General features: G+C 62.0%; 17 protein-coding genes. 8 read left to right on the forward strand and 9 right to left on the reverse strand.

The window, feature by feature from the left end; all coding sequences use genetic code 11:
• Positions 1-96: 96 nt before the first annotated feature.
• Positions 97-1,473: an MFS transporter gene (locus F757_RS0102415; protein ID WP_027209999.1), complete on the forward strand. Its 1,377-nt coding sequence runs from the start codon at positions 97-99 to the stop codon at positions 1,471-1,473.
• Positions 1,474-1,611: 138 nt separating this feature from the next.
• Here the strand turns inward: F757_RS0102415 and F757_RS0102420 are convergent, their stop codons facing one another.
• The 4 genes from F757_RS0102420 to F757_RS0102435 all read right to left on the reverse strand — a co-directional run bounded on the left by F757_RS0102420 (position 1,612) and on the right by F757_RS0102435 (position 5,510).
• Positions 1,612-2,520 (reverse strand): LysR family transcriptional regulator, encoded by a 909-nt coding sequence (locus F757_RS0102420; protein ID WP_027210000.1) that lies wholly within the window; start codon positions 2,518-2,520, stop codon positions 1,612-1,614.
• A gap of 220 nt (positions 2,521-2,740) precedes the next feature.
• A complete protein-coding gene (locus tag F757_RS32860) occupies positions 2,741-3,688 on the reverse strand; it encodes a virginiamycin B lyase family protein (protein ID WP_035466131.1) in 948 nt (315 codons plus the stop codon).
• A gap of 270 nt (positions 3,689-3,958) precedes the next feature.
• Positions 3,959-5,062 carry an extracellular catalytic domain type 1 short-chain-length polyhydroxyalkanoate depolymerase gene (locus F757_RS0102430; protein ID WP_027210001.1) on the reverse strand — a complete coding sequence of 368 codons (1,104 nt, stop codon included), beginning with the start codon at positions 5,060-5,062 and terminating at the stop codon, positions 3,959-3,961.
• A 31-nt stretch (positions 5,063-5,093) separates the two neighbouring features.
• A complete protein-coding gene (locus F757_RS0102435) occupies positions 5,094-5,510 on the reverse strand; it encodes a CopG family transcriptional regulator (protein WP_027210002.1) in 417 nt (138 codons plus the stop codon).
• Positions 5,511-5,748: 238 nt separating this feature from the next.
• Here F757_RS0102435 and F757_RS0102440 point away from each other — a divergent pair, with 238 nt between their 5' ends.
• Complete coding sequence (locus F757_RS0102440; protein WP_027210003.1) at positions 5,749-5,982, forward strand: DUF2945 domain-containing protein; 234 nt, start codon at positions 5,749-5,751, stop codon at positions 5,980-5,982.
• Positions 5,983-6,098: 116 nt separating this feature from the next.
• Here F757_RS0102440 and F757_RS0102445 read toward each other — a convergent pair whose 3' ends face one another.
• Positions 6,099-8,357 (reverse strand): TonB-dependent receptor, encoded by a 2,259-nt coding sequence (locus tag F757_RS0102445; RefSeq protein WP_027210004.1) that lies wholly within the window; start codon positions 8,355-8,357, stop codon positions 6,099-6,101.
• A gap of 667 nt (positions 8,358-9,024) precedes the next feature.
• Positions 9,025-9,660 (reverse strand): glutathione S-transferase C-terminal domain-containing protein, encoded by a 636-nt coding sequence (locus tag F757_RS0102455; protein WP_027210006.1) that lies wholly within the window; start codon positions 9,658-9,660, stop codon positions 9,025-9,027.
• Positions 9,661-9,795: 135 nt separating this feature from the next.
• On the opposite strand from F757_RS0102455, the gene F757_RS0102460 reads away from it, so the two are divergent.
• Together F757_RS0102460 and F757_RS0102465 are read left to right on the forward strand one after the other, a co-directional pair.
• Positions 9,796-10,164, forward strand: a complete 369-nt coding sequence (locus tag F757_RS0102460; RefSeq protein ID WP_027210007.1) for a winged helix-turn-helix transcriptional regulator — start codon at positions 9,796-9,798, stop codon at positions 10,162-10,164.
• A 106-nt stretch (positions 10,165-10,270) separates the two neighbouring features.
• Positions 10,271-10,675: a VOC family protein gene (locus F757_RS0102465; RefSeq protein ID WP_027210008.1), complete on the forward strand. Its 405-nt coding sequence runs from the start codon at positions 10,271-10,273 to the stop codon at positions 10,673-10,675.
• A 249-nt stretch (positions 10,676-10,924) separates the two neighbouring features.
• Here F757_RS0102465 and F757_RS0102470 read toward each other — a convergent pair whose 3' ends face one another.
• Positions 10,925-11,845: an alpha/beta fold hydrolase gene (locus F757_RS0102470; protein ID WP_027210009.1), complete on the reverse strand. Its 921-nt coding sequence runs from the start codon at positions 11,843-11,845 to the stop codon at positions 10,925-10,927.
• 101 nt (positions 11,846-11,946) lie between these two features.
• Here F757_RS0102470 and F757_RS0102475 point away from each other — a divergent pair, with 101 nt between their 5' ends.
• Positions 11,947-12,315 carry a MerR family transcriptional regulator gene (locus F757_RS0102475; RefSeq protein ID WP_027210010.1) on the forward strand — a complete coding sequence of 123 codons (369 nt, stop codon included), beginning with the start codon at positions 11,947-11,949 and terminating at the stop codon, positions 12,313-12,315.
• Between the two features lie 544 nt (positions 12,316-12,859).
• Here F757_RS0102475 and F757_RS0102480 read toward each other — a convergent pair.
• A complete protein-coding gene (locus F757_RS0102480; protein ID WP_027210011.1) occupies positions 12,860-13,756 on the reverse strand; it encodes a LysR family transcriptional regulator in 897 nt (298 codons plus the stop codon).
• Positions 13,757-13,849: 93 nt separating this feature from the next.
• On the opposite strand from F757_RS0102480, the gene F757_RS0102485 reads away from it, so the two are divergent.
• Positions 13,850-14,848 carry an NAD-dependent epimerase/dehydratase family protein gene (locus F757_RS0102485; protein WP_027210012.1) on the forward strand — a complete coding sequence of 333 codons (999 nt, stop codon included), beginning with the start codon at positions 13,850-13,852 and terminating at the stop codon, positions 14,846-14,848.
• A 573-nt stretch (positions 14,849-15,421) separates the two neighbouring features.
• Here the strand turns inward: F757_RS0102485 and F757_RS0102490 are convergent.
• The gene (locus F757_RS0102490; RefSeq protein WP_027210013.1) at positions 15,422-15,844 is read right to left on the reverse strand and encodes a winged helix-turn-helix transcriptional regulator; all 423 of its coding nucleotides are present in this window, start codon (positions 15,842-15,844) and stop codon (positions 15,422-15,424) included.
• A gap of 114 nt (positions 15,845-15,958) precedes the next feature.
• On the opposite strand from F757_RS0102490, the gene F757_RS0102495 reads away from it, so the two are divergent.
• Both F757_RS0102495 and F757_RS0102500 read left to right on the forward strand, forming a co-directional pair.
• The gene (locus tag F757_RS0102495; protein WP_027210014.1) at positions 15,959-16,828 is read left to right on the forward strand and encodes an NmrA family NAD(P)-binding protein; all 870 of its coding nucleotides are present in this window, start codon (positions 15,959-15,961) and stop codon (positions 16,826-16,828) included.
• 277 nt (positions 16,829-17,105) lie between these two features.
• Positions 17,106-17,495 carry a DoxX family protein gene (locus F757_RS0102500; RefSeq protein WP_027210015.1) on the forward strand — a complete coding sequence of 130 codons (390 nt, stop codon included), beginning with the start codon at positions 17,106-17,108 and terminating at the stop codon, positions 17,493-17,495.
• Positions 17,496-17,586: the final 91 nt, after the last annotated feature.

A 17,586-nucleotide genomic window follows, 5' to 3' on the forward strand; every position in this document is an offset into this window, starting at 1 on the left:
CGATTTTTTAACCTCGACAAGAGCACGTCAAAGACAAACGTGCCTACGACACCGGAACGATCGGAAGACGGCCCGGTGACATACAAGGAGATGCAAATGTCCGTAGCAGCGCAAGAAAGTGCCGCCGCGCTTGCCGTCAATCAACGGCAAGTCATGGGTGCGGTGTTGGCCTCGTGCATGGGTTGGGCGCTCGACCTGTTCGATCTGTTCGTCCTGTTGTACGTCGCGCCCGTGGTCGGGCGTCTGTTTTTCCCATCGCAACACGCGATGCTTTCGCTTGCGGCCGTCTACGCGTCCTTTGCCGTGACCCTGCTGATGCGCCCGCTGGGCTCGGCGCTGTTCGGCTCCTACGCTGACCGTCATGGCCGCAAAGGGGCGATGATCATTGCGGTCGTGGGCGTCGGCCTCTCGACGGCGGCCTTCGGCGTGCTGCCGACGGTTGCGCAGGTGGGCCTTGCCGCGCCGATCGCATTCCTGCTGCTGCGGCTTGTGCAGGGCGTGTTCGTCGGCGGCGTGGTCGCGTCCACGCATACCATCGGCACGGAATCGGTCGCGCCCAAGTATCGCGGCGCGGTGTCGGGGCTGATCGGCGGTGGCGGCGCGGGCTTTGGCGCCTTGCTCGCGTCGCTCACGTATCTCGCGATGTCGGCGCTTTTCCCCGGCGATCTCTTCGACGTGTGGGGCTGGCGCTGCATGTTCTTTACCGGCATCCTGAGTTCGGTGCTCGGCCTCTTCGTATTCAACAGTCTCGAAGAATCGCCGCTCTGGAAGAAGCTCGCCGCCGAGAAGGCCGCTCGCGCCGCTGCCCAGCTCAAAAGCGGGAAGGTCGAAGTGGTGCGCTCGCCGATCCGCACGCTGTTTTCGCGCGATTATCGCAACGTGCTATTCGTGAACCTGCTGCTGACCATCGGCGGCGGCAGCGGCTATTACCTCACCTCGGGCTATCTGCCGACCTTCCTCAAGATCGTGAGCCACGCACCCAATGGCGCGGCCGCGGCGATCCTGATGATCTGCAGCGTGGCGGTAGTGGTCGCCTCGGTTGCGGCGGGGCATTTGAGCACCTTCATCGGACGCAAGAGCGCATTCGTGTGGCTCGGCATCATCCGGTTGATCGCGCTGCCCGCGCTCTTCTTGCTGCTGCCGGGCGCGCAGAGCATCACGATGATCGGCGTATATGCGGTGCTGCTTTCCGCGCTTGGCAGCGCGGGTTATGCGCCGATCCTGATCTTCCTGAACGAGCGCTTTCCGACTGCGATCCGCGCGACCGGTACGGGTCTTTCGTGGAACATCGGCTTCGCCATTGGCGGAATGATGCCGACCTTCGTCTCGCTCGTCGCGAAGGACCCGAGCCAGTTGCCGTCGACGCTCGCGATCTTCGTCGGCACGATCAGCGTGATCTTCCTGATTGGTGCGTTCGTCGTTCCGGAGACGCGCGGCAAGCTCGACAACGCCGCGGCGGGTAATCCTTCCTGAAGCATGCAGGCAGAGGAGGGCGCGCCGAAGCGCGCGCGTCCGAGCATCGTCTGACAAAGGAAAGTTGATGTGGTCGTCATGAAGCATGACTACCGCATCCGCGTTTGCGATGAGCAGGCGCGGCGCGCGGCTTTTTCACTAAGCCCGCGCGCCAGTGGTTACGCGACGGATCTCCTCGGTGATGATCTCGATCAGCGCTTGCGAAGCCGGCCCGAGGGGCCGCTTCGGATGCGTGACCTGAATGATGTGCCGAACGATTGGCGGCGACACGATGGTGCGCGCCTGCAGCAGACCTTTGTCTACCTTCTCCTGCACCACGACGCGCGGCAGGATTGTCGCGATGCTGGTCTGCTCGACGAACTGCACGATGGTGCTGAGCAGATCGATCTCGAACTTCGGCTGAATGACGACGTCGGCGGCCATCAACGCGGCATCGAGCGCGCCGCGCAGACCGTTGCGGCGCGTGGGAAGCACAAACTCGATACCGGACTGCGTGACGAGATCGATCGTCTCGGGCAGAGGCGGCCCGTGGGTGGCGCTCGTCACCAGCACCATTTCTTCCACCAGCAGCGGCTCCACGTCGAGCGTGAGCCGCCCGCGCGGCTTGTTGATGATCGCGGCATCGAGCCGGCCCGCTTCGACGGCGTCGATCAACTGCGCGCTGAAGCCGTCCGCGACGGACACCTCCACCTGCGGAAAGAGGGCGTCGAACCGCGCGAGCGATTCGGGCAGCACGCTTTGCGCTTCGGACGACACCATTCCGAGCGACACGCGCCCCGTGACGATGACATCGCGCCGGCTCAGATGCTCGCGGGCATGTTCGATGTCGCGCATGATGGGCGTGTAGAGGCGGTACATGAGCCGGGCCGCTTCGGTCGGCGCCATGCCATGCGGGCCGCGCGCGAAAAGCGTCTGCCGCACTTCGCCCTCCAGCTTCGAAATCTGCATGCTGAGCGCGGGCTGCGCGATGTTCAGCCGCTTGGCCGCGCGCGTCACGGTGCCCTCCTCGAAGAGAGCGATGAAATACTGAATCTGCTTCAATTCCATGGGGCGGCGCTCGGGCGGAACGGATCGGCTGTCGCTTGAAAGCAGTTATCGTAACGCCCGGCGTGAATGGCAACCAGCTGTCAGGGCCTCGCGGCGTGTTGCCGGGCTTCTTCGCAGCGCTGGCTTGCAGCAGCACTTATGTACGCGGATAGCGGCCCTGCGTCCTTTCAGCTTGACGCTTTTTCGTGGAGCGGCCTCGCGATGCAACGATCGCCGGCCGTCACCTGTTGCTCGCAACCGCTGCGCCGGACCGGTAGCGCAGCAACTGATCCGTGCCAGAGCCGGAGAGCCAGACTTCTCCTGGCCGGCCCATCATCTGGCGCACGTTCGCGTGTGGGTGCGGCAGCGGAAATATGTCGAAGCGTTCTGTTCGTGGGTCGAAGCGCACCAGCGCGTTGGCGCTCCATTCGCTAAGCCAGACGATGTCTTTGTCGTCAACGAATATCGCATACGCATGAGGATCGGAGCCCGGCAATTTCCATTCGCGCCACGCATGCCTGGCCGGGTCGAATACTCCCACCTTGCCTGCATTCCACTCGCTGATCCAGACGCGCCCTTTGGAGTCGGACCATACGCGGCGAGCTCCCTGTCGCGCTGTCGGCGGCTCGATGACTTGCGCTGTCCCGCTCACAGGATCAATGCGGCCGAGGTAGCTGCCTGCCAGCGATGCGAAGTACAAGCCGCCGTCAGGGGTGACGCAGATTCCATACGCACCCGGCCCGCGCGGCGCATTGAACACACGCATGCTGCCGCTCGCGGGGTCGAGCTCGCCATAGATTCCACTTTGCCCGGTAAACCACAGGTGCCCGCGTTTGTCGAAAACGGCCGTATTGAGGTTGGCGTTCTGTCGGTCTTTCGGTAACGGGTAGCGCGTGACTGCGAGCGTTCTCGAATCAACCCGTACGATCGCGTTCAAGCCGCTGTCGGTAATCCACGCTGCCCGATCGGGACCGACGACCACGCCGTGCGGCGAGGATCCGTCGCCGAGTGCGACCCTGTCAATCTTGCCGCTGCGCGGGTCCAGCCGCCCAACCGCGCCTTGCGCCTGGGCGGTGTACCAGACAGCGCCGTCAGGCTCCGGCGCCACATCGTGCGGCGCGCTGCCCGAGGGTACTGCGAATGAGTCGAACGAAGGGGACTCAGCCTGTACCGGACCTGTTGCCAACATCGTGACGGCAACAACCGACGCAAGACATCGAAAGAATCGGGATGCTGAAATTCCCTTCAGCGTCGCCGCAGCCGCTGCATTCGCAAGGTCGATCACGTCCGCCTCCGTAACGAGGAAAGACCAGAAAAGGCTTGCCCACCGATGCCAGCCTATTGTGGCACTACCCGGAAGAATGCTCGCGTTGAGCGCAGGCGAGGCAATGTCAGTTCGGCAGAAGGCGGGGCGGCGCGTGGTCTTTGAACACCGCAGCGCAGTGCCGCGCGCTAACGCTCAATGACGACGAGGGTGCTCGAGAAAAAACCGCACCATCTCTGCACTGGCGTCGGGGCCGGACGGATCGGTATAGCTTCCGCTGCGAGAGCCCCCGGCCCACGCATGAGGCGCGCCGTGGATGATCCACAGTTCGGCCTCTACGCCGGCTGCAGATGTCATGCGTCGAACCGTATGCTGGCGCGACCCGCCGTTAGCGCCCGACGCACGAGCGGGTGTCGGCTCACCTGCGGCGAATCCGTGTACCAACGCGTTGGCGTTGACAGGATGCACGGTTGCATCTGCATCGCCGTGAAAGACGATGAGCGGGCATTGCGACGGCTGTGCGTCCAACGTGTCCGCCCGGCCGGCTTTCTGTGCTTTGGATCGGGTCTTGCCGCCGCGCATCGCCGCGAGCGCGGAGGGCAAGTCGTGCGCGCATCCGACCGGCAGGCCGGAATGGACCCCCGCTGCTGCGTACAGATCCGGATAGGCCTGCGCTACGATGGCCGCCATCGCGCCGCCGGCCGACAGACCCGCAACGAAGACGCGCTTCGGATCGACGTTGTAATTCGCGATGATTTCGCGCGTGATGCCGGCGATCAGCGACGGCTCGCCCTGGTCGCGCCGCTGATCCGTGGGTCTGAACCAGTTCCAGCATTTGGACGTGTTGGCGCCTTGCGGCTGGGTCGGATAAGCGACGATAAAGCCGTGCTTTTCGGCAAGGGCGTTCATTTGCGTGCCGGCTGCGAAATCGTCGGCGTCCTGCGTGCAGCCGTGCAGCATGACGATGAGCGGCAGGGCATCACCGCGGTAATGACTGGGCACGTAGAGCTTGTAATTGCGCTGGCCCGCCGCGTTGACATAGCGCCGCAGGCTGAAGTGCCCGCAATCCTGCACGTCCGGTTCGCTGCGCGTCGTATGGGCGCGTTGTCGCGGTTGCGGAAGATCGGCGACGCGCGGTGTCGTCGCGTGGTCGCGCCGGTCGGCATGTACGGTTTCGACGCCCATCGGCTCGCCACGCATGGCGCGCTTGACGATCTCCGCGGCTGCGGCGGGGTCGTTGTGGCGAAAGCGGGCAAACGCCTCTTTCATCGAGTCTAGAAAGCCTTCATTGAGTTTCATGTTTTTTCCGTTAGCGGGAAAGGGCGGCGCGTCAGCGGATTCGATCTGCCAGCGCCGCCTTGACCGCAGGTGAGGCATGGAGCGCCCCTCGAACCAGAATCGAGTCGATCGCTGCCAGTGCAAGTTCGGGTGAGACGTCTATTGCGATGCTCGCGAGGCCGAGCACCTGAATTCTCAGTCGTTGATTCGCCGCGCAGGCCGCCTCAAGGTCCTGTTTCGAGAAATGCTGAAGGCCCAGTACGAACTCGCGGCGCGTCACCGTATCTTTGACGGTCGGAGCGTGGATCGCCAACTGATTGCGGATGGCTGTACGGATCAGGTCAGTGCGGTTCGAGTAAAAACCTTCTTCAACGAGAAGATCTATTTGCCCCAGGTCGACTGGGCCCAGGTTGATCGTGATTTTTTCGGTCTCGCTGCCTCGCGAGCGATCCGGCACTTCTTTCGGCATATGCAGGTTTGCTCCGTTTCCATCTGTCCACCATCCATGTGGATGGTTATAGGCTGTTTCGCGCGCGGTGTCAACGCCTGGCCACTGGCGATTCGGTATGCGCTTCGGCGGCTGGACGGGCGGCGTTCGGCACCAGTGCGACAGGGCGCCCGAGGGGGCATGATGGTGGCGCACATCGCCGCTGGGAATACGGTTTGCGCGCGCTATCGGCTCCCGAGTCGAACAACGGAGCGCCGCCATGAGCCACGAACTGAAGGTCAACGACCGCGTCAGCTGGAAAACGCCGCAAGGCGAAACGCATGGACACGTCAGGCGCGTGATTACTGAGCGTGCGAAGGTCGACGGACATGTGGTTGCGGCGTCGCCGTCGAACCCGTCGTATGAAGTCGAGAGCGACAAGAGCGGCAAGCGCGCGGTACACAAGGCAAGCGCGCTGCACAAGGCGGGCGATCAGGTTGGACCGTTCAGTTGAAGCGCTCAGGTTGGACTGCTCAGGTTCGACCGCCGCTGCTGCGCGCGTCGCGAAGCGCGCAGCAGCGGCGGTCCGATGGTCGCGAGTGGGGCGGGGCGAACGTCGGCCCGCGATTATCAGAAGTCGAATTGGGCAGACAGCAGCACCGTGCGCGGCGCGGCGTTCGTCAGATACGTGCCTTGTTGAATCCAGTAGCGACTGCCGAACAGATTCTCGATGTTGGCGCGCAGCACGACGTCCTTCGTCGCTATCCGCGTGGCGTAGCGCAGACCCACGTCGTAGCGGGTCCACGAAGGCAGGCGCAAGGTGTCGCTCGAATCGTAATACTGCGCGCCAGTGTGGATGATGCGGCCATTCACGCTGAGGCCCTGCACCCACGGCAGATCGTAGTCCGCGCCCAGGTTAAAGGCGAACTTCGGTACGCCACCGGCAGTGTTGCCATCCTGCGCTCCGCCTGCCGTGCCTGATACCTTGGGATCGTAGAAGGTCGCGCTCGCCATTAGCCGCAGACTGCGGAACACCTGTCCGTACGCGGCGAGTTCAAGGCCGCGCACGCGGGTCTTGCCGTTGTAGCCGTAGAGGTTCGTGGCGGGGTCGGTTACGGCATTTGGCTGCGTGATCTGGAAGATCGCCGCCGACGTCATGACGCGGCCCCAGTCCGCTTTAACGCCCGCTTCGTACTGGTTCGACTTATATGGGGCGAAGGCTTGCCCCGCGTTCGCCGTGCCGGCCGGCGCGGTGCCGCCGTTGGACAGCCCGGAGGTGAAGTTGCCGTAGATGGAGACGTTCGCCAGCGGCTTCACGACAATGCCCGCGAGCGGCGTGATTGCTTGCTGGTCGATGGAGCTTTGTTGCGCCCCCGTGGTCGGGTCGTAGTTGTCCTGGCCGATGGTTTGCCGACGGAACCCGCCGGTGATGAGCAGACGGTCGTTGAAGAACGACATTGTGTCGATCACCTGCTGGCTGTTCAGGCGAGTCTGGCTGCTGCGCTGCATGTCGCCGCGCGGCGAGTCCACCGGCAGCAGCGCCGACGGCGTGTACAGGTTCGACGGAACCGCAGTGGAGCCGAGCGCGTAGAAGTAGCCGATTTCCTGATTCAGGCTCGTAATGCCGGTGACCAGCGTGTGCTTGACGCCGAACGTATCGAAGTGGAAACGCAGACCTGCGTCGACGGTTTTGGTCCGCGTGTACTGATCGTAGTAGCCGTTATAGACGTTGAACGTGCCCGCCGAAGTCATGTCGGCCGCGTAGGGAAAGGTCTGCTGCGAGGTGCCATAGTGCTCGCCCGCTGCGCCGTACACCGTCACGTGCTGGTTGATGTCGTACTCGGCGCGCGTCGTCACGGCCGTATCGCGAAGCTTCAGCTTCGAGCCCGGATACAGATTGTTGTAGCCGGATGGCACGGCAGGTATGGCCGTGGCGGTGCCCAGGCCGATCTGCGAGCGTAGCTCGTCCGTGTTCTCCGAGACGTTGTATGCGTCGAAAGACCAACGAAACTGCTTGCCACGGTAGTCGAGCCCGATTGCGCTGTCGCCCTGAAGCTGGTTGCCGTGCGCAATGCCTGTTTGACCGTCCTTTATCTGCCCGTTAAAGCGAATGCCGAACTGACCTTCATCGCCGAAGCGGCGGCCTATGTCGGCGGCGACACCGAATTGTCCCTTCGACTGATACAGCGTGGTCAGGCGCGTGAGCGGCGTATCGTCCGCGCGCTTCGTGACGATGTTAATGGCGCCCCCGACGCTGCCGCCCGGGCCCATGCCGTACATCAATGCGCCCGGGCCTTCGAGCACTTCCACGCGCTCCAGCAGGTTCACCGGCACGCGCGCTGCCGAGACCATGCCGTACAAGCCGTTTAACGCGACATCGGTCGGCTGCACGTCGAAGCCGCGAATCTGAAAGACATCGCCAAAGCCGCCCGCGCTTTGCTCCGCGCGCACAGAGGCGTTGTTGACGACGACATCAGCGATGGTTCGCGCCTGTGTGTCGCGAATCAGTTCTTCGGTGTAGTTGGTGGTATCGAACGGCTGGTTCATGACGTTCGATGTTCCCAGCACGCCAATGCTGCCACCCCGCGCCACCTGTCCGCCCGCGTAGGGCGCGGGCAGTTCGCCCGGCGCGGCCTTGCTGTTCACGACGACGGTCGGCAATGCAGTGGGTTCCGACGCGACGTTGCTGTCGCGAGCGGTTGCAGTTTCCGCGTTCGCATCTGGCGCAGTTCGCGTCGCGGATGTGCCGCCGCTGGTGGTCGCGTCCTGCGCCTGTGCGTGCGCGGCCTGCAGCGCGGTTGCCGCGACGAGGCCGACGAACAAGGTTTCGACGGCTCTCGAAACAGTAGTGCGTCGATTGTTTTTCTGGTGATGTTTGCGGTGTGGCATGTGCTTTCTTTCTTTTCTGAAGGACGAGGATGCATGCGTGGTGAATGAGAACCATTCGCAATTCTAGGGTATTCCCTCGCACGAAAAGTAAAAAAGACGGGGTTTCGCCGCAGGAGTGTTGTCGTCCGGCGACGTGAGCGGTGTTTTTTGTCAGATTGGCGCGCCACCTGGCTGACGCCGCGCGGTCACGGGGCGGGCGTCAGCGGGCCACGCACGTGGGAACACGATCCTCTTTGTGTCGCGGGAACACTTGTGTCGGTCGCGTTGTGTTCGTAGCGCCGCTTTGCTCGATTGGCTCGTGTGCAACCGGCGACGCCACTAGCGGACGTTACCCGTCGCCCGTCGACGCAAACGCAGGCGGGTTGCGCCTCAGCTCGGCGGAAAGACGGGCGTGTGGAATGGCGTGCGAGCCGAACAGGCGCCGGCCACGCGGCAGTGCAGTGTTTCGCTGCGGTGCGACGCTTGCAAGGCCACAAATTCCCGCTTGCTCAAGCGAGATCGAACCAGCGATGATGAGAGCGGGATAGGTCGGCGCTCGGCCAATCCCGCGCATTCGACATAGCGCCACGCATCGTTGACCATCGGCAGTCGCGCACCGAGTCGATAGATGGACGGCCAAGGGATGCGTAACGACGTCACGCGTGGCAATGCAGGCGATGTGCGGAACTCAAAGTGCGAGCAGGCCATCTGCTCGCAGGACGTGCTGGACAGTCGGTCTATCCTTGATTCGCTCGTACCACGCTTGCAGGTGACGATACTCACTGAGATCGATGTTCGCGTGATACACCGATCTCATCCATGAGGCGGTACCCCATCCTGTCAATGCGAAAAGGTAGGCATCGGCAATAGTGAAGCTGTCGCCCATCAGAAACCGCTTGCCGGCCAATTGACGGTCGATCCAGCTGAATCTGCTTTGGAGCTTCGGCTTGGCTGTATCGACCCACTTTCCTGCAGCCACCGCATAAAGCAGCGGGATGAAGCCTTTGTGAATCTCAGTACTCAGGAAGTTGAGCCATTCAAGCAGCCGGTAGCGTTCAATCGAACCGTGAGCGGGCGCCAGTTTCGACTCCGGTGACTTGTCCGCAAGGTACTGCCCGATCACGGTACCTTCACGCAGGAACGTGCCGTCCTCCAGTTGTAATAGCGGCACATAACCGAGATCGGATACATCGTAATAGCTCGTTCCGTCTGGCAGTAAATGCCGGCGCGCGTCGACCGTAACGACGTCTGCTGTCAAGCGCGCCTCTTGCAGGACGATGCAGATTGCCTGTGAACAGCTTCCCGGTGCGTGATATAGCTTCATGCGGTTTTCCTTTGATGACCAGACCGACTCACCATATGAGCGGCGTTGGAAGGGAGTATCCCGCGCAAAGGCTAAAAAAAGAAGAAGGCAGAACTTTGTGATATAGGTACAAAAATTATACTGGGTGATAGAGCAATGAAGCAGACAGCGACGGGATGTTCGATCGAAGAAGCGATGCGTCTGCTGGGTGGGCGGTGGCGTTTGCTTCTGGTTTCTTATCTTGTGGACGGTCCAAAACGCTTCAATGAGCTTCGTCGTGAAGTGCCAGGCATATCGCAGCGCATGTTGACGCTCGATTTGCGGGCGCTGGAACAAGCGGGTCTGGTCCAGCGGGCGGTTTTTGCAGAGGTTCCGGTAAGAGTCGAGTATCGACTCACCGATGACGGTGAACGGCTAAAGCCAGTAATCGAAGTCATGCGTGACTTCGGTCTCTGGCTCAAGGGCCGTCCGATATTGATAAGTCATAAATCGGATTTGCAGCCTGCTGAAGATGTATCGCGATAAATGCTTCGCGACAGCTGCGATCAGTGATCCCGGGAGGTTTGCTTCAGCCCGGTTCGGCCAATACCCGGCGGCTGAAGCGTTTGTCCAAACCGCCTGAGGAGCAAGCGTGTTCTCCCATGTCTTTGTCAGCGTTAGTGATTTAGAGCGCGCCTTTCGCTTTTACGATGCAGTGATGAAAAGCTTGGGGATCCAGTTGCGATTTTTTGACCGGGAGCGGCCGTGGGCGGGTTGGCACAGTCCTGGCGAAGCGCGCCCCTTCTTCGTCATCTGCAAACCCTTTAACGGGCAACCGCATCATCCAGGCAACGGGCAAATGGTTGCCTTCGCCGCGGCGTCCAGGGCCGCCGTCCGTGCGTGTTACCAGATAGCATTGGACAACGGCGGAACCTGCGAAGGTCCGCCGGGGCTGCGTCCCGAATATCATGAGAACTACTACGGCGCGTACTTTCGGGACCCTGACGGCAACAAAATCTGCGTTGTCAGTCATGTGCCGGCGCTTGATGACGGATGACCGCTTCGGACGCATTGACCGTCCGCTCGGGGTCGGATTTTGCCCATTGCACTATAAGCGGGCCTTGGGTGAATGTCGCGCTCGGTCGTGGGGCAGGTTGCGCCCAGGAGCAGACTTTGACAAAGCACCCGCGATTGGCCGCTCCCCTTGAACGTTGCGACGCTCAGCCCTCGCTAGATTTCCGATGAATAACAGAAGCGTCCGATCCCGGACGTAGTGAGCCGGTCTTGAATAAAGGCAGAGCACAAGTTAATGAGCCTTCAAGAATGCAGTTATCAACTCGGCGATTTCTCGCGGCCCATCCTCAAAGCTGTAATGGCCGACTCCGGATAGCCGGTGGGTCGGCGCGGTGGGAAAGGTTTCGCTGAACAGCGGTAGAAAGTGGTCAGCTGCCAGCGTGCGATCCGCCTCGCCCCATATAGCGAGCGCTGGCTTTGAACGGATCGTGTCGAGTGCCGTCGCGTCTGGCACTTCAAACCGATGTGCCCCGATCGCAAAGCCCTTTGCCCAACCAATCGCGCCAGCACTGTCCCTTGGAACAACGAATCGCGAGCCGTAGGCACGCAGCCACGTATCGTTGATGCGCGCGTGGTTTTCAAAGCCGTTGAGCTTCAAGGTACTCAGGATATTGAAGCCGAGTTCGTCCAGCACGGATTCGAGACGGCCTTGTGAATCAGCGCGGAGGATCCATTGGAACCACGGGGAGACTGCGGCATTCGCGTTCAGCCGCTCGAATAATGTACTCTGACCGAACGGCGTCGGGCCGTTCGTGCTCACGATTCGGCGAATGCGGCCAGGATGCCGTGCGGCGAGTCCCATGCCGACGGGGCCGCCGAAGTCGTGCATGACGAGGGTGATGCCATGTAAATCCAGCGCAAGCACGAACTTTTCAATGTTGTCGATATGATCCTGCAGCCAGTACGTCCGATGATCCGGCGTCTCGCTCTTGCCAAATCCCATGTGGTCGGGCGCGATCACACGGTAATCGCCCGCGAGTGCCGCGATCAGATCACGAAACAGATATCCCCACGTCGGTTCGCCATGAAGGCATAAGACGACCTCGCCATCAGCGGGTCCTTCATCGACGTAATGCATGCGAAAGCCGCCAACATCGCTGAAGCGCGGCGCAAACGGAAACGTTCCGTCAAAAGTGTCATTCGGTGGTGTCATGCGGGTTCCCTGACGAACGGAGCGGCGGACAATCCGGCCGGTCGAAAGAGGTTAAACTTTGACACCGCTGTCAAGGTCAAGCATATCTTTCGGGAGTCGTCATGCATATCGGAGAGCTGGCTCGCCGCACCGGCGTCAGTGCGAGGATGTTGCGGTATTACGAACACGAAGGCTTGCTCAATCCAAAGAGGACCGATTCGGGCTACCGCGATTACGGTTCCGACGAAGTAGATGCCGCACAGCGCATCCGCGTGCTCAGCGCAGCAGGATTGAAGATCAGCAGTATCCGGCTGTTGTTGCCGTGCGTACTCGGCAAAAAACCCGTGTTTCATCCATGCGCTCAAGCGCGCGCGTTGCTGTGCGGCGAAGTCGAAAAGCTCGACGTTCAGTTGCGCGAACTCAGTGAAACGAGGGAAATCGTTGCGAAACTGCTCAATGCGGTGGACAGCAACGAGACATTGCCGCTGTAGCCGATGCGAACGCCGGAGAATCGCCGCGCTGCCGCTGCGAGGCCCTCCAAGTTGACACGAAAGATCCGCACGAACGACCGCAATCGTGCGGGGTAGAGCCGCTGACAAATCACCGCCCGAGGACCGCTCTGGGTCGGCTTGGCGCGTTCGCCCGCGGCCCCGAGCCGGCCAACTTCGGCCATCCAACCGCCTGCCGCGACGGACATTCAGCTGTCTGCTCCAACCGGAAAGTGACCTAGACATCATGCCGACGCAGAACGGCGATTGTGCGGGTCGACCTCTGCACGCCGTATCGGAGCGTGACCGGGAATCCGCAGGCATGCGCCAACTCGTCCCGACTAATGAGCACTTCGATTTGACGTTCGACACCGGCGATCACGCCGAGCGCAGGTCGCCTCTACCTCGTCTGCGAGACGCGAGGCAAGATCCTGGCGCCGTGCTTTAGGCTCTCGACCCTAAGAGTCAGTCTAAAGCCGCCCAGCCCGGAAACCGCTTCAAGCACGCCGCGCCCGCTAACCGGATCCGCTACCTGGCAGTCGCGGCGTTAACGCGCGTACTGTTCGAGCGCGTCAGCGAGGGCATCGAACGTAACGCGGCAGCGCGGGCTCGCGCGCAAATCTTCGTGCATCGTCACCCAGGTTTCGAGTTGGAGCGCGAACGCCTTCGACAGCACGCGTACGAGGCCATCGCGGCGCGCAATGGCGACGTGACATCCGCCGATGCCCGCGCCCGCGCGGACCAGCGCCAGTTGCGCGAGATCGCTATCGGCGCGCATTGAAAACGTCGCGTGACTAAAACCCGGCAACGTGCGGCTCACATCGCGAATGAACGCGTTGGGCTGGTCGTAGCCGATGACCGCGTGTTCGGCGAGCGCCGCCATGCTGCGCGGCGTACCGCGACGATCGAGATAGTCGCGCCGTGCATGAAGCCCGACGTCGATCACGCCGACGCGCCGCGCGACGAGTTGCGTCTGGCGCGGACGCACCATGCGCACGGCGATATCCACTTCGCGCCTCAGCAGGTCCTGCACGCGGTTTGACAGCACGAGTTCGACGATTAATCGTGGATGCCGCTCGCGCAGCGCCGCGATGACCGGGGGGAGCACCTCGACGCCGACCACTTCGCTCGCGGATACGCGCACGACACCGTGCACGCCCGCGCCATCGTCGCCCGCGTGGCCGCTCGCGGCGCGCTTGAGCGATGCCGCTGTGCTCTGCATCGCTTCGGCGTGCGACTGCAACGCAAGCGCGACATCGGTTGGCTGAAGCCCGTTCTGCGAGCGCGTGAAGAGACCCACCGCAAGCGCCCGTTCGAGCGCTTCGACGTGACGCCCCGCCGTCGGCTGCGTGATGCCAAGCGAGCGCGCCGCACCCGACAGGGACCCTTCGCGCAGCACCGCGAGAAACGTCCGGTAGAGCTCCCAGCCGATGTCGTTTTCCATACGTTTTTGTATATCTGATCAACGATGATCGCCAATTTTAATGTGCCCGCGAAGCGCCGAGAATGGCTCCATCGATAACTTACGGGGCGTGACATGGCGCAAGGCGAAACGGTTCTGGTACTCGGGGCGACGGGCGGCATCGGCGGGGAAGTCGCGCGGCAACTGCGCGATGCCGGCTGGGGCGTGCGCGGGCTGCGGCGTGGCGCGGGGGCATCGAAGGGCGACGGCATCGAATGGATTCAGGGCGATGCCATGAACGCGGCCGACGTGATGCGCGCGGCGCGGGGTGCGTCCGTGGTCGTGCACGCGGTAAATCCGCCTGGCTACAAGCGCTGGGCGGAACTCGTGCTGCCGATGATCGACAACACCATCGCGGCGGCGAAGGCGCAGGGCGCGGCCATCGTGTTGCCGGGCACGGTCTACAACTTCGGGCCGGACGCGTTTCCGTTCATCGACGAAGACGCGCCGCAGCATCCCGTCACGCGTAAAGGCGCGATTCGCGTGGAAATGGAAGCACGCCTGCAACGCGCGAGCATGGGAGGCACCCGCGTGCTGATCGTGCGCGCCGGCGATTTCTTCGGGCCCAGAGCGGGCAATAACTGGCTCGCGCAAGGACTCGTGAAGCCCGGAAAGCCGGTCACGAAGATCAGCAATCCGGGGGCGCGAGGCATCGGGCATCAGTGGGCGTATCTGCCCGATGTGGCGCGCACTATGGTCGAGATGCTTGCGCACCGCGATTCGCTCGATGCTTTCGCACGCTTCCACATGGGCGGCCATTGGGACGAAGACGGCACGCGCTTCGTCGATGCGATTCGTCGCGCGGTCGCGCGCCGCACCGGGCACGAGCCATTCGTTGGCGGCTTTCCGTGGTGGCTGCTCGCGCTCGCCGCGCCGTTCAATGTAACGTTCAGGGAGCTTCAGGAAATGCGCTATCTATGGGCGACGCCGGTGCATCTAAATAACGCACGGCTTGTGCAGACGCTCGGGCACGAGCCGCATACGCCGTTGGACGTGGCCATCGAAACGACGCTCAGCGGCCTCGGATGTCTCACGACTGACCTTCACGTTTTGAAATCGAGCTCCACTTCTTAAGGCGAGCGGCCGTTCGGTTCCGAGCCACTTACTCCCTGCCCCAAAGCGCTTGAACATTGGCAGCGTCGGCGGGAAACGAAATTTGCCTTGCATGGTGTTAAGCTCTTCGCCGCCGAGTGCCCAGAGGTGGGTGGCCGACGCGCTTGAGACGGCTGAGCAAACTGAAGTCTACTGACACACGGGCGGCGAGCGGACGTTTGTCGACTAGGAAGCGTCACTCGTAACTCCGGTCGCTCGGACGTTGAAAATGTCGGCAGCAGACGAAGGTGCCCATTAGCAATAGACCGAACGACCGTTGTACATTGGAAGCGGCCACTTATTCCGTTCACTTTCGCTGTCCCTTGTGGGCCGACGCGAGCCAAAAACGCATGGGACAGCAAGCGGCCAAAATCGTATCGTCGTCCACCGCTGATCACGGATGGTTGAACACCTGGATATCTGCCGATAACGGACGTCCCCCGGGCAACGTGACACTAATAGCGCACGTGATACGTCCTTCCAGACCGTCAGTAAAGCCAGGACAGTTGGTTGCCCGCTCACACTTTTCGCCATCACCCCAGATCAACCGAACCGCTAGCGCAGGGCGCCGCTAAGTGCGCCGTCAAAGCGGTCGCGCGCGGCATGGATGTCCGAATAGCGCCGATCGGCCCAATCGATGAGATTCGCCATCGGCTCCAGCAGGGATTCGCCCAGCGGGGCCAGACGATATTCGACGCTCGGTGGCTTGGTTGGAAAGACGTGGCGGGTGATCAGTCCGTCGCGCTCCAGATCGCGCAGGGTCTGGGTGAGCATGCGCTTGGAGATGTCGCGGATTGCGCGGTGAAGCTCGCTGAAGCGCTGCGGCCGCGTCGCGAGGGTCATGATCGTGAGGATGCTCCATTTGTCGCCGATGCAGTCGAGCACGTCGCGCACCGGGCAGTGTACGGGCTCGATTGACTGTGCGTCGTCGGACTGATAGCGGCTGAATCGCTCGATTGCGCTCAATGCGGTGCTCACGTGGTTCCTCTCGGCTCTCCAGGTAACAAAAAACTGCCTCCTTGCGGCGCAGGACCGAGGTCTCTACATTAGACCTGCCCTCAAGCATAGTCCACATAGGACCAGGAGAAACGCATGTTTTTAGTGATGGGAATTACCGGAAAAGTTGGTGGTGCGACGGCAAGGCATCTGCTGATGCAAGGCAAGAAGGTACGCGCGCTGGTCCGTGACCGCGCAAAGGCGGCAAGCTGGACGGACCAGGGCGTCGAACTGGTCGACGGAGACTGGAACGATGCGGGCGCCATCGAGCGGGCGCTCGAGGGTGTCGACGGCGCGTTTTTCATGTTGCCGCCCATCTGGGCCCCCTCGCCGGATTTCAAGGAAGCCAAGGGAGTCATTGCGAACTATATCGATGCGCTCACCAAAGCGCCGGTGCCGAGGGTCGTCGCGCTTTCGTCGATGGGCGCGAACAGAAGCGGGATGGGGCTGATCACGGCGTTGTCGCTTCTGGAGCAGGGTTTTCGCGACCTGAAATTGCCGATCGCCTATGTGCGAGCTGGGGGCTTCTTCGAAAACTTCCTTTACGGCTTGCACGTCGCCCAGGGCGGCACACTGCCCGTCTTCTACAACCCGACAAATCGGAAATCCACCATGGTGGCGACCGACGACATCGGCACCGCGATCGCAACGCTTCTGAGCGGGCCGGCCTGGTCGGGGCATCGGGTCATCGAACTCGGCTCAATGGTGAGCGCAGATGAAGTCGCGGCGCAACTGGGTGAAGTGATGAGGCGCGACGTTAAAGCCGTTGCTGTCCCGCGATCCGGTTGGCCGGATGCATTCGAGCAGTTGGGCATTCCGAAGGGTCAGTCTGGCCCGGCCGAAACCATGTATGACGCGGTCAACGCCGGCGGGATGGACCTCGGGGCCGAGGGTACGGAGCACGTAGCGGGCACGACGTCCCCCCGCGATGTTTTCGCGGCGGCCCGGAAAACCGCCACGGCGTAAATCCGCGACCAGCGACGGGACGCGACTTCCGGGACCTGCTCCGGAATCCGCGCCTTCGCGAAATGAATGCGTCGGGCTGGCCATTCCGAGTGACGCAACCGGCACCGATGTAGATCGCATCCTGGCAGGGAGTTGAATTGGCGCGGTCGATGTGAACCGCGGCATCAACATCAGGAACGATCGAGGTTAAACATGAAGGTTCTTGTTTTGGGCGCACCGGGCCGAACATGACGGCTTATCGTCAGCGACACAATCCTCATCAGACAACGGAGGTTGAATGTCCAAGATATCGTGGCACCGAGTGTTGCCTCTGGTTCTTGCCGCTTTTTTCGTCACGGGATCGCTCAGTAACATCGTCGCCCCGCAATCCATCATTGAGGAATACCTGAAGTGGGGATATCCACACTGGTTCCATTTCGTGACCGGTTCGCTGGAACTCCTGAGCGCAGTTCTGCTGGCAAGGGCACCGACGCGGCTGTGGGGCTCGGCGCTCGGCTGCATCGTGATGGTGGCTGCATTGTTGACCGTCACAGTCCACGGCGAATATTTCCATGGTGTGGCACCACTCGTCGTGGCGACACTAGCGATTGTTGTCGGCTGGATCGCTTGGCGCAAGCGGCTCGCTGCCGGATCTATGGTCCGGCCTTCTTCACGTGTGCCTGGCTAATTGCTAGGAATCGCTTTCGCAGCCCCTCACGGCCGGCGCGCGATTTTTGCACTCGATGATCTGCACAACGGAATGCAATAAAAGACTTGAG

Source organism: Burkholderia sp. WSM2232, from assembly GCF_000472545.1.
GTDB lineage: Bacteria > Pseudomonadota > Gammaproteobacteria > Burkholderiales > Burkholderiaceae > Paraburkholderia.